The organism is Flavobacterium sp. 102 (assembly GCF_003634615.1).
GTDB lineage: Bacteria > Bacteroidota > Bacteroidia > Flavobacteriales > Flavobacteriaceae > Flavobacterium.
The window spans coordinates 2,933,713-2,948,793 of the sequence record NZ_RBKX01000001.1; the positions used below are offsets into that span (position 1 = coordinate 2,933,713).

15 protein-coding genes and 1 pseudogene are annotated in these 15,081 nt (G+C 38.2%); 8 read left to right on the forward strand and 8 right to left on the reverse strand.

All coding sequences use genetic code 11. From position 1 onward, the window contains the following. Positions 1–13: 13 nt before the first annotated feature. Complete coding sequence (locus C8C84_RS12890) at positions 14–1,243, reverse strand: aminotransferase class I/II-fold pyridoxal phosphate-dependent enzyme (RefSeq protein ID WP_121314037.1); 1,230 nt, start codon at positions 1,241–1,243, stop codon at positions 14–16. Positions 1,244–1,432: 189 nt separating this feature from the next. Here C8C84_RS12890 and C8C84_RS12895 point away from each other — a divergent pair, with 189 nt between their 5' ends. Then, positions 1,433–1,885 carry an Lrp/AsnC family transcriptional regulator gene (locus C8C84_RS12895; RefSeq protein ID WP_121314038.1) on the forward strand — a complete coding sequence of 151 codons (453 nt, stop codon included), beginning with the start codon at positions 1,433–1,435 and terminating at the stop codon, positions 1,883–1,885. 100 nt (positions 1,886–1,985) lie between these two features. Then, the gene (gene lpdA / locus C8C84_RS12900) at positions 1,986–3,389 is read left to right on the forward strand and encodes a dihydrolipoyl dehydrogenase (RefSeq protein ID WP_121314039.1); all 1,404 of its coding nucleotides are present in this window, start codon (positions 1,986–1,988) and stop codon (positions 3,387–3,389) included. Positions 3,390–3,456: 67 nt separating this feature from the next. On the opposite strand, the gene C8C84_RS12905 is transcribed toward lpdA, so the two are convergent. From C8C84_RS12905 to C8C84_RS12935, 7 genes are all read right to left on the reverse strand, one after another. Then, positions 3,457–3,876, reverse strand: coding sequence for an arsenate reductase ArsC (locus tag C8C84_RS12905; RefSeq protein WP_121314040.1), 420 nt, complete (start codon positions 3,874–3,876; stop codon positions 3,457–3,459). Between the two features lie 3 nt (positions 3,877–3,879). Beyond that, on the reverse strand, positions 3,880–4,491 hold the full coding sequence (locus C8C84_RS12910) for a trans-aconitate 2-methyltransferase (RefSeq protein ID WP_121315065.1): 612 nt from the start codon (positions 4,489–4,491) through the stop codon (positions 3,880–3,882). A gap of 4 nt (positions 4,492–4,495) precedes the next feature. Beyond that, complete coding sequence (arsB, locus tag C8C84_RS12915; protein WP_121314041.1) at positions 4,496–5,536, reverse strand: ACR3 family arsenite efflux transporter; 1,041 nt, start codon at positions 5,534–5,536, stop codon at positions 4,496–4,498. Positions 5,537–5,569: 33 nt separating this feature from the next. Continuing rightward, positions 5,570–6,028 carry a DinB family protein gene (locus tag C8C84_RS12920; protein WP_121314042.1) on the reverse strand — a complete coding sequence of 153 codons (459 nt, stop codon included), beginning with the start codon at positions 6,026–6,028 and terminating at the stop codon, positions 5,570–5,572. A gap of 10 nt (positions 6,029–6,038) precedes the next feature. Continuing rightward, on the reverse strand, positions 6,039–6,647 hold the full coding sequence (locus C8C84_RS12925) for a low molecular weight phosphatase family protein (RefSeq protein WP_121314043.1): 609 nt from the start codon (positions 6,645–6,647) through the stop codon (positions 6,039–6,041). 85 nt (positions 6,648–6,732) lie between these two features. After that, positions 6,733–7,209 (reverse strand): DUF6428 family protein, encoded by a 477-nt coding sequence (locus C8C84_RS12930; protein WP_121314044.1) that lies wholly within the window; start codon positions 7,207–7,209, stop codon positions 6,733–6,735. Positions 7,210–7,436: 227 nt separating this feature from the next. After that, positions 7,437–7,760, reverse strand: a complete 324-nt coding sequence (locus C8C84_RS12935; RefSeq protein ID WP_121314045.1) for a helix-turn-helix transcriptional regulator — start codon at positions 7,758–7,760, stop codon at positions 7,437–7,439. A 146-nt stretch (positions 7,761–7,906) separates the two neighbouring features. Here C8C84_RS12935 and tpx point away from each other — a divergent pair, with 146 nt between their 5' ends. The 6 genes and pseudogenes from tpx to ribB all read left to right on the forward strand — a co-directional run bounded on the left by tpx (position 7,907) and on the right by ribB (position 14,980). Further along, on the forward strand, positions 7,907–8,404 hold the full coding sequence (gene tpx / locus C8C84_RS12940) for a thiol peroxidase (RefSeq protein ID WP_121314046.1): 498 nt from the start codon (positions 7,907–7,909) through the stop codon (positions 8,402–8,404). A gap of 8 nt (positions 8,405–8,412) precedes the next feature. Further along, positions 8,413–8,787, forward strand: a complete 375-nt coding sequence (locus C8C84_RS12945) for a diacylglycerol kinase family protein (RefSeq protein WP_121314047.1) — start codon at positions 8,413–8,415, stop codon at positions 8,785–8,787. Positions 8,788–8,920: 133 nt separating this feature from the next. Then, positions 8,921–11,302: a DNA translocase FtsK gene (locus tag C8C84_RS12950; RefSeq protein WP_370453656.1), complete on the forward strand. Its 2,382-nt coding sequence runs from the start codon at positions 8,921–8,923 to the stop codon at positions 11,300–11,302. Between the two features lies 1 nt (position 11,303). Further along, the gene (locus C8C84_RS12955) at positions 11,304–11,945 is read left to right on the forward strand and encodes an outer membrane lipoprotein carrier protein LolA (RefSeq protein ID WP_233549798.1); all 642 of its coding nucleotides are present in this window, start codon (positions 11,304–11,306) and stop codon (positions 11,943–11,945) included. 6 nt (positions 11,946–11,951) lie between these two features. Then, positions 11,952–13,361 (forward strand): annotated as a pseudogene (locus tag C8C84_RS12960) (LptF/LptG family permease); the annotation flags it as partial. 476 nt (positions 13,362–13,837) lie between these two features. After that, entirely contained in the window at positions 13,838–14,980 is a 1,143-nt protein-coding gene (gene ribB, locus C8C84_RS12965) for a 3,4-dihydroxy-2-butanone-4-phosphate synthase (RefSeq protein ID WP_121314051.1), read from the forward strand. Positions 14,981–15,081: the final 101 nt, after the last annotated feature.

A 15,081-nucleotide genomic window follows, 5' to 3' on the forward strand; every position in this document is an offset into this window, starting at 1 on the left:
AAATTATAACAACTTAAATAATATTCAATTCATTCATGCACTGTTTCATCATTTGATACGTGCGCTCAATGTCATTATCCAATCCGATGGAAAAACGAATTAATCCGTCGGTCAAACCCATTTCATGTTGCTCTTCCAAAGGAATTTCACTCGAAGTTGATGTTCCCGGTGCACTAAACAATGTTTTATAAAAGCCTAAACTTACGGCTAAGTAACCCAAGTTACGGTGTTGCATTAATTCCATCAATTCATTGGCTTTGTCTAAAGTTCCAACATCGATTGTCATCATGCCGCCAAAACCATATTCCGGATTAATCATGCCGGTATACAATTCGTGACTCGGATGACTGGGCAATCCGGGATAAACTACTTTCAGTCCGGCTGCCTCAAATTTTTGGGCTAAATACATGGCATTATGACTATGCTGTTTCATGCGAATATGAAGTGTACGCATATTTTTCAAAATACTCGACGCTCTTAAACTGTCCATGGTTGGTCCTAAAAGCATACTAGCACCATCGTTCACATTCTTCAAATCATTGATAAAATCCTGTGAAGCACAAACTACACCACCAACAGTATCACTACTTCCATTGATAAACTTCGTCAAGCTGTGAATCACCACATCAGCCCCTAATTTTGCCGGCGCAACAGACAATGGTGAAAAAGTATTGTCAACAACTAATTTAATATTATGTTCTTTGGCAATAATCGCCAAAGCTTCAATATCAGCTACTTCCAATAAAGGATTGCTAACCGTTTCGCAATACAGCACTTTAGTATTTGGCGTGATTGCTGCGGCAACCAAATCTAATTTGGTGATGTCAACAAAACGAGTTTTGATGTTCCATTTTGGCAACATGTTTTTCATAAAAGCATAAGTTCCGCCATAGATGGTGCGGCTGGAGACGATTTCATCTCCGGCAGCACACAACTGGAGCAAAACAGGCGTAATCGCACCCATTCCTGAGGCAGCAACGTTGGCACTTTCCGTACCTTCCATCGCGGCCAAAGCTTGCCCTAAATACAAATTCATGGGCGAAGAATGACGCGAGTATAAATAACAGCCTTCGGCATTGCCTTCAAAAGTATCAAACATGGTTTTGGCCGAAAGAAAGGTATAAGTAGAACTGTCAGATATTGAAGGATTTACACCTCCGAATTCTCCGAAGTATTGTAAATCCTGAATTTTATCTGCAGGATGAAAATCAATAGTGGTTGTAGGTTCTAAGTTGTGTGTCATAAGTTGGATTTGGTTTATTACGATTCAAAATTGATATATTACAGTTAAAAAAACAACACAAATAGATTAATATAGATTTTAAAACTAAATTTGTAGAAATTTATAGAAAATATTTTTAACTTTACATCAAGAAACACACTTTATCAGTTTTTAAAACTATTTAAAAACCTACAACTTAGAACCTGCGACATGGATACCATCGACAAAAAACTCCTCGCCCTACTCCAACAAGACACCAAAAAAACCACCAAAGAGTTATCAGTAAAACTCAATCTTTCCGTGACAGCAGTTTACGAACGCATCAAGAAATTGGAACGCGAAGGTATCATCGATAAATATGTCGCTTTACTCAATCGCAATAAAATCCACAAAGGTTTTGTCGTGTTTTGCCATATCAAACTCATCCAACATTCGAAAGAATTCCTAACTACTTTTGAACATCAAGTTATAAAGCTCGATGAAGTTTTAGAGTGTTTTCACGTGAGTGGCGATTATGATTACATTTTAAAAGTTTGTGTCAAAGACATGGAAGAATACCGAGAGTTTATGGTAACCAAATTGACTACACTGCAACACATCGGCAGTACACACAGCACTTTTATGATCGGCGAGGTCAAAAACACTACGGCTTTTACACTATAAAAATTGATTGCAAATTTGCCATTGTCATTGATATGGGCATTGAGATTTAATTCGTAATTTTGTGCCACAGTAAACAAAACACACTAATTTTTATAGTATTATGAGTTCATTTGACGTTGTCATCATAGGTTCAGGTCCGGGCGGATATGTTTCAGCTATTCGTTGTGCCCAATTAGGTTTCAAAACCGCCATCATTGAAAAATATGCTACTTTAGGAGGAACTTGCTTAAATGTAGGTTGTATTCCGTCTAAAGCACTTTTAGCTTCTTCTCATCATTACCAAGAATTGCAACACTTTGCGGATCACGGCATCGAGGTTTCGGGCGAAGTAAAAGTCAATTTAGAAAAAATGATTGCCCGCAAACAAGCAGTGGTTGACCAAACTTCCGGCGGCGTGAAGTTCTTAATGGACAAAAACAAAATCACCGTTTTCGAAGGATTAGGTTCTTTTGAAGATGCCACTCACGTTAAAGTAACCAAAGCCGACGGTTCAACTGAAATAATCGAAGGAAAAAATATCGTAATCGCAACCGGTTCAAAACCGTCTTCGTTGCCATTCATCAAAATCGACAAAGAAAGAATCATCACTTCTACCGAAGCCTTGAAATTGCCTGAAGTACCGAAACACTTAATCATCATTGGTGGCGGCGTTATTGGCATCGAATTAGGACAAGTCTATTTAAGATTAGGCGCACAAGTTTCTGTGGTAGAATATTTAGACCGAATCATTCCAGGTATGGATGCCGGTTTGTCTAAAGAATTGACCAAAGTCTTGAAAAAACAAGGCATGAAATTCTATACTTCTCACAAAGTGAAAGAGGTAACCCGAAAAGGTAAAAACGTAACCGTTCAAGCCGATGATGCTAAAGGAAATACGGTAACTTTTGAAGGCGATTATTGCTTAGTAGCCGTTGGTCGTCGTCCTTATACTGACGGATTAAATGCTGATAAAGCCGGTGTAAAAGTAACGGAAAGAGGTATGATTGAAGTCAATGACCATTTACAAACGAATGTTCCAAATATCTATGCGATTGGTGATGTAGTTCGTGGTGCCATGTTGGCTCACAAAGCCGAAGAAGAAGGTACTTTGGTGGCTGAAATTATGGCGGGACAAAAACCACACATCGATTACAACTTAATTCCGGGTGTAGTTTACACTTGGCCTGAAGTAGCAGCTGTTGGTAAAACCGAAGAGCAATTAAAAGAAGCCGGAGTGGCTTACAAAGCCGGAAGTTTCCCTTTCAAAGCGTTAGGAAGAGCTCGTGCCAGTGCAGACAACGATGGTTTTGTTAAAATTTTGGCAGACGCTAAAACTGACGAAGTTTTAGGAATCCACATGATTGGTGCCCGTTGTGCCGATTTGATTGCTGAAGCCGTAACCGCCATGGAATTCAGAGCCAGTGCCGAAGATATTTCACGTATGTCACATGCGCATCCAACTTTTGCAGAAGCTATAAAAGAAGCTGCTTTAGCCGCTACGGATAACAGAGCATTACACGTGTAATCAGATTTTTAGATCGTTAGATTATTAGACCATAAAAAACGTCCCGATGATTTCGGGACGTTTTCATTTATAGATTATGGGTTGCAACAAAGTCTTTACAATAGTCTTTAATCATTTCTCTTACCCTTCTAAATTCTTCAATAACTTCCATCGTAGAACCTTTCACTTTCGACGGATCGGGAAAATTATAGTGCAACTTTACCGCTTGCGTTGGAAAAAACGGACAACGTTCTTTGGCATTGTCACAAACGGTAATCACATAATCAAAAGGAATTTCGAAATATTCCTCCACATGATTAGAAGTGTGTTTCGAAATATCAACACCGTCTTCTTTCATAATAGCTACTGCCAAAGCATTTACACCATGCGTTTCCACTCCGGCTGAATACACGGTTACTTTATCCGAATCGGTGAAATGCGCCAAATAACCATGCGCCATTTGGCTTCGACAACTGTTGCCTGTACATAAAACTAGTATATTTTTCATACATTATTTTCTTTTAAATCCGCAAAAAAGGAAGTCTTGGATTGTATCAAAAGGCGTTTGATGCGCTTCGGTAAAGCATCCGCTTAATTCAAAATCTCTTTCAAAGACGAAACGTAAACTTTCCATATTGTATTGGGAAATCTCCAAACCACTGCATTTTTTCGGACCAGCATCAGAGAAAGTACCCATAAAAAGCTTTCCGTCATTGGCTACAGCCTGACTAGCAATCTTAGAATATTTTTCTACTTCATTGGCTTTAGTCAAAAAGTGAAAGCAAGCACGGTCATGCCAAATATCATATTGTTCCTTAGGCATAAAATCCAAAATATCTGAAACGATAAAAGTGACTTTTGAAGCTCTATCACCTAACCTACTTTTGATTCTTTCAACGGCTTTTGCCGAAATATCAAGCAAAGTCAAATTGGTAAAACCTAAATCCAGCAAAGCATCCATCAAATAACTGTCGCCACCACCAATATCGATGATTCTAGCTTCCAAAGGCAAATGCAAAGCTGTGATAAAATCAACGGAAGTTTTAGGATACTTTTGGTACCAACTCACTTCCATTTCGGTTTTAGTGGAAAACACATTCTCCCAATGTTCTTTTCTTTCCATAAATTTAAACGGTTGTGGTGAAATATTTTTTTCTAAGCCAAAAGGCCACATTGACCAAAATGATTAATGCCGGTACTTCCACCAACGGACCAATTACGCCTGCAAAAGCTTGTCCACTATTGATACCGAAAACACCTATAGAAACCGCAATCGCCAACTCGAAATTATTTCCCGAAGCGGTAAACGATAAAGCTGTCGCATCACGGTAATTGGCACCAATCTTTTTCGACACAAAAAACATCAAAAAGAACATAACGGTAAAAAAGATTACTAACGGAAAAGCGATTCGAACCACATCCATCGGCAAATCGACTATCATTTCGCCTTTCAAACTGAACATAATGACAATGGTGAATAATAACGCAATCAAAGTAATCGGTGAAACGAAGGGAATGAATTTTTGGTTAAACCATTTGTCGCCTATAAATTTCTTAATCGCATACCGACTGATAACCGCTAAAGCAAAAGGAATACCAAGGTAAATCCCAACCGTTTTGGCTATTTCGGCTATGGTGATATTTAGTTCCAGTCCTTTAATCCCAAACAAAGGCAACATGATTTCCAAGTAAAAATAAGCATACAAACTAAAAAAACAAACTTGCAGCAAACTGTTAATCCCAATCAAGCCTGCGGTTAATTCGCGATTGCCTTCGGCCAATTCGTTCCAAACAATCACCATCGCAATACAAGGCGCAATCCCTATGATGATTAGTCCGGTCATGTATTCGGGATAATCTTTCAAGAAAAAAGTCGCCAATAAAAACATCAAGAACGGCCCGACTAGCCAAGTGATAAAAAAGGAAGCCGTAAGCAATTTAGGCTGCTTGAACATTTGCGGCACTTTCGAAAAATCGATTTTGGTTAACGGCGGATACATCATCAAGATCAACCCAATCGCCAAAGGAACATTGGTTGTTCCCGAAGAAAACGAGTTGATAAAATCAGCTGAATTTGGAATAAAATAGCCAATTCCAACGCCGACTAACATTGCTAAAAAAATCCACAATGTTAAAAATCGATCTAAAAAAGTAAGTCTTTTTTTCATAGTAAAATTTCTTATCTACAGTACATTTATCATTTATTGACTACTGCCATATTTAATTGTAATGGCCATTTGTCCGGCGTGGTATGCGGTGTGTGAAACAATTCTCCCAAAAGCTTCTGCTTTAGTTTTTATCCCAAACTCCTTGGTCTCAATTTTCACTTCCCAATCTTCTTCCTTTTGTTGTTCCACTATTTTCTTCAAAGTTTCAAAAGAATAATCAACAAAGGCGTTGAGTGCATCCAGATCTGTCCATTCACCGGTGTCTTTCTTTTCAATCACTGTTTTGGCAACCACTTTTGCCTCTTCAGAGCCAAAAACATTTTTAGCAAAAAGCAATTCAACCTCTCCAATATGTCTAATTAAAAAACCAACACTATTCTTTGCCGGAGGTAATTTTTTAACCAAATCCAATTCGGTTAAAGTTGCCAATTGATTGGTAAATCGGGTTCTGGACTCCATCCACAATTGAAGTAAGGTTGCAGTTGTTGACATAATCAAAATATTAATTTATTTGAGAAAACACATAATACATCTCACTCGCAATTTGCAAACTGCGTTCCGTATATTTTTCATCCATCAAATCCGTTCCGTCAAAGGCTTTTGGATCATCATATTTTATAGGGAATCGGGCTTCTGCACCAAAAACCATCGGACAACCTTCGTCGGCATTATTGCACGTCATGATAGCGCCAAAATGGGTTTTCGGATTGAATTCATCAAAATACGTTTTGGAAAAACAAACTATCGGATGCTGATTTACATCGAATTTGACGGCGTATACCGGATTTTGTTCCTGACTCAATTTTTGAATTTCAAATCCTTCATTAGTCAAAGTTTCAACCACTTTAGGAAACATAGCCGTAGCTTCGGTTCCGCCCGAATAGCAAAATACATTTTGAATTCCGAAATGAAACGCCATCATTTGAGCCCAAATTTGGGACAAATGACTTCTGCGGGAATTGTGTGTGCAAATGAAATTTAAACGAATTTCCATTTGGCTATTGACTTTAGTCTGAATGTAATCCACTAAGGGATTTAAAACATCCTTTCTTTCATTTGGAACCGGAATTTCAGTGATGGTTTTGATCGTTTTTGATAAATTTTCAAACATATGATTAAATTTAACCGCAAAGAATGCAAAGGTTTACGCAGAGTTCGCTAAGACTTTTATTAGATTTTTCGTAATATTATTCTAACTAACAACAACCCGAATCAGGTGTACAACATGAAGCTTCTTTTGGTTTCCACTCGCCTATTTTGACTTTTAATTTTTCCGGTGGAATGCCACAATGGTCTTTCGCCAAACAATCGGTCATTTTGGATCTTAATTGGAAATTAGTCCCGTCAAAATCTAAACTGAATTTACCGATAGTGTCTTTCATTTGGTACTCCACTTCGATTTCTAAATCGGGGATTTGAAGTTTTGCTTCTGACAATTCAATAATGTGAACCAACTTCTCCGGATGCAATCTGTGGTCATAATCATTGGCTTCCCAAAGTTGGAAATTCACCACTTCTTCCTTTCGAATTACGCCACCGCAATCGATAAAATGTTTGGTCACTTTGCCCACTTCAGTTACGTGGAAATGACTGGGAACCAACTCGCCGTTTGGCAATTGGAAAGCTATAGTTGACAAGCTTTTTAGTTCGTTTTTAATTTCTGAGAGTTTCATAATTAGATTGTTAGACTTATTAGATTTTTAGACTTATTAGACTTATTAGATTGTTAGACTTATTAGATTATTAGACTTATTAGATTGTTAGATTTTTAGAAAGAAAATCTTTTCCCTTTTCCCTTTTCCCTTTTCCCTTTTCCCTATTCCCTATTCCCTCTTCCCTATTCCCTCTTCCCTATTCCCTCTTCCCTATTCCCTCTTCCCTTTTCCCTTTTCCATCCTATTCAACAACATTTATTTTTTAATTTGTGGCGAATCACACCAAAATGGTTTTCAATTTTATCAATAGTATCCGGGTTAATGCAATAGCAAATGGCGGTTCCTTCGATAGTGCCTTTGATGATATTGGCGTTTTTTAATTCTTTTAGATGCTGGGAAATGGTTGGCTGTGCCAATGGCAATTCGTTGACAATATCGCCACAAATACAACTATCTACCGTTAATAAATAATCCACAATGGCTATTCGCGCCGGATGCGACAAAGCTTTGAATAAGGTGGCCATTTCGTTTTGTTCAATAGAAAAAGATTCTGTTTTTGATGCGCCCATGGTTTATTTAAATTATTATATTGCAATATTACGATAAAACAATAATAAGAACCAAACATTTCCTGAAGAATTTAACAAATCATAATTCGCAAATCCTGAATCCTAAATATTTTCACTACTTTTGGCATTCAAAAAAACGCAAATAAATGGCAACAATTACTTTGGGTGGAAATCCAATAAACACCAATGGCGAATTACCAACAACAGGTTCAAAAGCCCCTGAATTTCAATTAGTAACACAAGATTTAAGCATCACTACGCTAGCCGATTTTGCCGGAAGCAAAGTTGTTTTAAACATATTCCCAAGCATTGACACCAATACTTGCGCTACTTCAGTACGAACGTTTAATGCCAAAGCGAGTACTTTAGCAAACACCAAAGTATTGTGCATTTCTCGCGATTTGCCTTTTGCCCAAAAACGTTTTTGCGGTGCGGAAGGTTTAGACAACGTAATCAACCTTTCTGATTTCAACACCGGAAACTTTGGTAAAGCATATGGTTTGGAAATCGTTGATGGCGCTTTCTCAGGCTTACACGCAAGAGCTGTAATTGTAATTGACGAAAACGGAACAGTAACCCATACCGAATTGGTTGCCGAAATTGCCAACGAACCTAACTACGAATCCGCTTTAGCAGCGCTATAAATAAGATTATGGCATTCGAAAAAGACAATTCCTTCATCACCGGAAGATTAAAAAGCGTTGGTTATGCGGTCAAAGGTGCCCTCAAACTTATCACTACGGAACACAGTGTGATGGTGCAATTTACTCTGGCCATCATTATGATTATAGCCGGATTTTATTTTGAGATTGACCGTTATGAATGGATGATGCAAATATTGGCTTTTGGGTTAGTGTTAGGCATTGAAAGTTTGAATACAGCCGTGGAGAAAATAGCCGACTTTGTGCATCCTGAGTTTCATGACCGAATTGGTTTTATCAAAGATATTGCCGCCGGTGCCGTAATGTTTGCTGCCTTAGCTGCAATAGCGATAGGTTTGCTCATTTATGTTCCAAAATTTTTATAAATAGTCGATTAAATTTCTATTTTTATAGCGTTATACTTAACTAATGGCAAAAACAGTAAAAAAAGAGACTAAAGCAAAAGAGAAAGATCCAAATCTGGAACTTAAAATACTCAAGACTAAAAAGCAATACAGAATGCTGTTTGGTTTTGTATTGGTCTTACTCTCTATCGCCTTTTTGGTTTCCTTCATTTCTTTCTTTTTACATGGTCAAGCCGACCAAAGTGCTGTTAATGCTATAACAGATCGAAACGAACCGGTGAAAAACTGGTTGGGTAAATTCGGCGCTTACTTAGCCGATTTATTTATCTACCGTGGTTTTGGTATCGCTTCCTTCCTATTCGTAAAGCTATTCTTTTTGAGCGGTGCTTTCCTGGTATTGGATTTACCGGTTAAAAAGCTAAAAAATACTTGGTTTTGGGATTTGTTTGCCCTAGTGGTATTGTCCATCCTATTTGGTTTCTTTGCCTATACTTTACCGGAATTAGGCGGAACGATTGGTTTTGAAATGAATTTATTCCTTCAGGATTATATCGGAAAGACCGGAACCGGATTGGTGTTGGTTTTCTCCATCATTATTTATCTCATCTTTAAAATAAAAATATCTCCGGATGCGATTAAGTCTTTCTTCGAAAAGAAACACAAAGACATCAAAGAAGATTTAAGCAGTATTGTAGGTTCCAATGACAAAGGTGTCGATTACAACTTAGAAGAATTTGCCGTAAATGACACGGAAGAAGAGCCAATCGAAGAGCCAACGCTCAAACCTTCTCAATTTGAAATCAATAAAGAAGCGTTGAAACCAACCATTGAAAATGCTTCTGAAATCAATTTGGAACCAACCATTAAAATGGCGGTTACGCCTACTCCGGTAGAACCGGTTTATGTAGAGCCTGTAAAGCAAATCATAGAAACCAATGACGAAGCTTTTACCATTGAAAAAGCAGCGGATGAAGATGTAATGGAAGAAAATTTGGCTGCAAAATTAGTAGCCGATTTTGGTTTGTTTGACCCAACCTTAGAATTGTCCAACTATAAATTCCCAACGATTGACTTGCTTAAAGAATACGCTTCCGTAGGCATTACCATCAATCAGGAAGAATTAGAAGAAAATAAAAACCGAATTGTAGAAACGCTTCGCAACTATAAAATCGATATTGCCCAAATCAAAGCGACGGTTGGACCATCGGTAACACTTTATGAAATCGTACCCGAAGCCGGAATCCGTATTTCAAAAATAAAAAGTTTGGAAGACGATATTGCGTTATCGCTTTCTGCCTTAGGAATTCGTATCATCGCGCCTATTCCGGGGAAAGGAACCATCGGGATTGAAGTACCGAATAAGAATCCGACTATGGTACCGATGAAGAGTGTAATCTCTTCGGCTAAGTTCCAAGAAGCGGAAATGGAATTGCCTATCGCTTTAGGAAAAACCATTTCGAATGAAACCTTTGTGGTCGATTTAGCTAAAATGCCGCACCTTTTGATGGCCGGAGCAACCGGACAAGGAAAATCGGTTGGATTGAATGCGGTACTGACTTCTTTATTATACAAAAAACATCCTGCGGAAGTAAAGTTTGTTTTGGTCGACCCAAAGAAAGTAGAGCTTACCTTATTTAATAAGATAGAACGCCATTATTTGGCCAAATTACCCGATACCGAGGACGCGATTATCACCGATAACAACAAAGTAATCAATACACTGAATTCGCTTTGTTTGGAAATGGACAATCGTTATTCGTTACTGAAAGACGCCATGGTGCGTAACATTAAAGAATACAACGAAAAGTTCAAAGGCCGAAAATTGAATCCGGAGAACGGTCACCGTTTCTTGCCTTATATCGTTTTGGTGGTCGATGAGTTTGCCGATTTGATTATGACCGCCGGTAAAGAAGTAGAAACCCCTATTGCGCGTTTGGCCCAATTAGCCCGTGCGATTGGAATTCACTTAATCATCGCTACGCAAAGACCTTCGGTGAATGTAATTACCGGTATGATTAAAGCCAACTTCCCGGCGCGTATTGCGTTTAGAGTAACTTCTAAAATTGATTCCAGAACTATTTTAGATTCAGGCGGTGCTGACCAATTGATAGGTCGTGGTGATTTATTGTTCTCTAACGGAAATGATTTGGTGCGTGTGCAATGTGCTTTTGTAGATACGCCTGAAGTAGAAAAGATTGTAGATTACATAGGTTCTCAAAAAGCTTATGCCAGTGCTTACTTGTTACCGGAGTATGTGGGTGAAGATGGTAGTAGCGTGAATTTAGAGTTTGACATCTCCGAAAGAGACAGCATGTTTAGAGAAGCTGCCGAAATAATCGTAACTGCCCAACAAGGTTCGGCATCATTATTGCAAAGAAAATTGAAACTAGGCTACAACCGTGCCGGAAGACTGATAGATCAGCTCGAAGCCGCGGGAATCGTAGGGCCATTTGAAGGAAGTAAAGCGCGTAGTGTCAACATTCCCGACTTGACTTCGTTAGACCAATTTTTTAGCAATGAACAAAACAATCATTAAAATGAACAAACTACTATCTATTGCATTACTACTACTCATTAGTTTTACTACTAATGCACAAGATAAAAAAGCCAAAGACTTGCTCGACCAAGTTACCGCTAAGGTAAAAACCTATAAGAATATCTCCATCGATTTTAAATACACACTCTACAACAGTAAAGAGAACATCAACAAAGAAAGCAAAGGCAATCTGGTGTTGGAAGGCAACAAATATGTTTTAAATTTCTTAGGTGTAACCAAAATATATGATGGCAAAAAAAGCTACACCATCGTTCCAGAAGACGAAGAAGTAACGATTTCGAGCGTAAATGACAAAGACGAAAATGCTATTACGCCTTCTAAAATGCTTACCTTTTTCAATAGCGGTTATAAGTATTATTGGGACATTCTTCAAGACGTAAAAGGACGTAAAATTCAGTATATCAAATTGGTACCTATCAACCCTAAAGACCAACGCAAAGAAGTGCTATTAGGTATCGATTCCCAAACCAAAAACATCTACAATGTGATTGAAATGGGCAAAAACGGAACTAAAACCACCCTTACTGTTAATTCTTTTAAAACCAACCAACCTTTATCAAAAAATCAGTTTACCTTTGTGCCGAGTAAATATCCAAATTACTATATCAACAAAATAGATTAAGCTCGGGTGAAAATACTTGACAGGTACTTATTAAAATCTTTCCTGATTACATTTACTACGGTATTTGTAATCTTGTTTTTTATATTCGTATTGCAAGTAGTTTGGCTCTTCATTTCCGAATTGGCCGGAAAAGACTTAGACATCTTTATGATTCTTAAGTTCTTACTTTTCAAAATGCCAAGTATCATTCCTTTAGTTTTACCGCTTTCAGTATTATTGGCTTCTATCATGACTTTTGGTAGCTTGGCCGAGAACTATGAGTTTGCCGCAATGAAATCATCCGGAATCTCTCTGCAACGGGCGATGCGAAGTCTAACGGTTTTTATCCTGCTGTTGAGTATCGTTGCGTTTTTCTTTGCCAATAACGTCATTCCTTTTGCCGAATATAAGTTCATTAACTTCCGAAGAAACATTGCTCAGGTTAAGCCCGCTATGGCTATAGCCGAAGGACAGTTTAGTGAAGTTGGGAGCTATAACATTAAAGTCGAAAAGAAATCGGGAGAAAACGGCAAATACCTTAGCGGCGTAACCATTCACAAAAAATCGACTTTGGGTTCGGCAAGTAATACTGTGATCAAAGCCAAAAAAGGCGAATTGGTCAGTAGCGAAGATTCGAACACCTTGAAGTTGATTCTCAAAGATGGTAACTATTACGAAGACATCGTCCCAAAGAAGTTTGAAGAACGCAATAAACTGCCTTTTGCCAAAAGTGAATTTCAGCGCTATGTAATCAATATCGATTTATCTAAATTGAACAGTTCCAGTTTAGAAGAAGAGAAAATCACCAACACCAATACCATGTTGAACGTTGGAGAATTGAAATACACACTCGACTCTCTTCAAAAAAATTATAAAAAAGACATTATCTCTTATACCGAAAACATCAACCAGCGGGCGAATATGACTGCGGTTGACATTAATAGGGATTCCGTTGCGCCAACGCTTAATAACACTGATCTGTTAAGAACCTATTCCAAAAGTGATAAAAGCCAAATTCTGAAAGTCGCCAGCAGCAATGTGGATGGCATCAACTTTTCGTTGGAAACTTCAAAATATGAAATGCAGGACAAACAGAAAAACATCAACCAACACTGGATTGCGTTGTATGACAAGTTTGTGATTGCCTATGCATGTTTGCTAATGTTCTTTATCGGCGCACCACTCGGAGCGATTATTCGCAAAGGTGGTTTAGGATTGCCAATTGTATTTGCCATACTTATTTTTATCATCTTCCACTTCATTAATACCTTTGGCAAAAAAGTAGCACAACAAGATGAAATCTCTCCTTTCTTAGGTTGTTGGATGTCGTCTTTTGTCTTGACGCCTTTTGCTATTTTGTTAACCAAAAGAGCGACCGATGACAAAGGCTTTAGTATGAACTTTGATTGGTTGACCAATTTCTTCAACCGTATCTTTCCTGATAAAACTCAGCCGGTACCGGTAGCCTCAACCTTAACCCCTGATTTGGCTATTGATGCTGAAGAAGTACAGCAGTATTTGAATACTTTACCGGAAGATAGCATGCCGCAGACTATAATTGAAGAAAAAGTACGACCTACTGATAATCGCACTATCGAATTAATAACCAAACAATACCACTTGTTTAGTTTGATTGCTTTAGTGAGTAATATTCTTTTGATTGCTGTTTTCTTTTGGGGCAAACCCGATACTTTAACCATGATAATTATGGCGGCGGTAATCGCTGTTTCGCTATTCTTTAGTGTATATAAATCACAACAAGCTTTAACTACTTTAGGTATTCGTGCCGATAAAAACATTGACATTCCACTTTTTGTACTCCTATTGGCAGGGTTTCCTTTTTACTTCCTGTTCTATGGTTACAATAGGCTTTTAGTCAACCAACTTATTTCAGAATCTAACACTACTGTCTAATGGACACAACCACTACAACAAAAATCCAACTCAACACTATAGAAGAAGCCATTGAAGACATTCGCCAAGGCAAAATAATTATCGTTGTTGATGATGAAGACCGTGAAAATGAAGGCGATTTTTTGGCAGCAGCCGAAAAAGTAACTCCGGAGATGATCAACTTCATGGCCACTCACGGACGCGGATTAATTTGCGCCCCACTAACCGAACGTCGTTGCAACGAATTGGAACTTCACTCGATGGTGAAAAACAACACCGACCACATGGAAACTGCCTTTACGGTTTCGGTCGATTTAAAAGGTCATGGTGTTACCACGGGAATTTCCGCAGCCGATAGGGCTAAAACTATATTGGCTTTAGTGAATGAAGAGACCAAACCCCATGATTTAGCACGTCCGGGACACATTTTTCCTTTAACCGCTAAGCAAGGAGGTGTTTTGAGAAGAACTGGCCATACTGAAGCGGCTATCGACTTTGCAAGACTTGCCGGCTTCAAACCTGCTGGTGTGATTGTGGAGATTATGAATGAAGACGGCAGCATGGCGCGTTTACCGGAATTGGTAGAAGTAGCTAAGAAATTTGACTTGAAATTGGTTTCTATAGAAGATTTGGTAGCCTACAGAATGCAACACGATAGTCTGATTGTAAAGAAAGAAGACTTTGACATAGAAACCCGTTTTGGTTCGTTCCGCATGAGAGCTTATCAGCAAACGACAAACAAACAAGTACACTTGGCTTTGACCAAAGGCAGTTGGAATGCCGGAGAACCTATCTTAACACGTATAATTTCGACCCAAGCCAATAACGATATCCTGAATAGCTTAACCGATTGTCCGGATAAAAAACTAGACGATGTATTCAACAGAATCATCCAAGAAAACAAAGGAGCGGTATTGTTCATTAACCAAGAAAAAGACTCTTCAGACCTATTAAATAGGCTAACCGAATTAAAACAATTACAAGCCGAAGGCATTTTAAAAGCCCCACAAATCAAAATGGACATCAAAGACTTTGGTATCGGTGCACAAATATTGCACGATATTGATATCGCAAAGATTCGATTAATCTCTAATACTACCCAAACCAAGCGTGTCGGGATGATTGGGTATGGATTGGAGATTACAGAATATGTGGCTTATTAAACATACTTTTGATATAAAAATGATAAGCTAATTTTTATACAGCTTTTATTTAATTTCATTACAGACCTGATTCAATCCAATAACATTAAGAGCTGATGAAT

Excerpts from the sequence above, each read along its gene's own strand:
- C8C84_RS12910 (WP_121315065.1), bottom strand. The coding sequence starts at position 4,491 with ATGGAAAGAAAAGAACATTGGGAGAATGTGTTTTCCACTAAAACCGAA.
- lpdA (WP_121314039.1), top strand. The coding sequence starts at position 1,986 with ATGAGTTCATTTGACGTTGTCATCATAGGTTCAGGTCCGGGCGGATAT.
- C8C84_RS12935 (WP_121314045.1), bottom strand. The coding sequence starts at position 7,760 with ATGGGCGCATCAAAAACAGAATCTTTTTCTATTGAACAAAACGAAATG.
- C8C84_RS12925 (WP_121314043.1), bottom strand. The coding sequence starts at position 6,647 with ATGTTTGAAAATTTATCAAAAACGATCAAAACCATCACTGAAATTCCG.
- ribB (WP_121314051.1), top strand. The coding sequence starts at position 13,838 with ATGGACACAACCACTACAACAAAAATCCAACTCAACACTATAGAAGAA.
- tpx (WP_121314046.1), top strand. The coding sequence starts at position 7,907 with ATGGCAACAATTACTTTGGGTGGAAATCCAATAAACACCAATGGCGAA.
- C8C84_RS12955 (WP_233549798.1), top strand. The coding sequence starts at position 11,304 with ATGAACAAACTACTATCTATTGCATTACTACTACTCATTAGTTTTACT.
- C8C84_RS12905 (WP_121314040.1), bottom strand. The coding sequence starts at position 3,876 with ATGAAAAATATACTAGTTTTATGTACAGGCAACAGTTGTCGAAGCCAA.
- C8C84_RS12920 (WP_121314042.1), bottom strand. The coding sequence starts at position 6,028 with ATGTCAACAACTGCAACCTTACTTCAATTGTGGATGGAGTCCAGAACC.
- arsB (WP_121314041.1), bottom strand. The coding sequence starts at position 5,536 with ATGAAAAAAAGACTTACTTTTTTAGATCGATTTTTAACATTGTGGATT.
- C8C84_RS12945 (WP_121314047.1), top strand. The coding sequence starts at position 8,413 with ATGGCATTCGAAAAAGACAATTCCTTCATCACCGGAAGATTAAAAAGC.
- C8C84_RS12930 (WP_121314044.1), bottom strand. The coding sequence starts at position 7,209 with ATGAAACTCTCAGAAATTAAAAACGAACTAAAAAGCTTGTCAACTATA.
- C8C84_RS12950 (WP_370453656.1), top strand. The coding sequence starts at position 8,921 with ATGCTGTTTGGTTTTGTATTGGTCTTACTCTCTATCGCCTTTTTGGTT.
- C8C84_RS12890 (WP_121314037.1), bottom strand. The coding sequence starts at position 1,243 with ATGACACACAACTTAGAACCTACAACCACTATTGATTTTCATCCTGCA.
- C8C84_RS12895 (WP_121314038.1), top strand. The coding sequence starts at position 1,433 with ATGGATACCATCGACAAAAAACTCCTCGCCCTACTCCAACAAGACACC.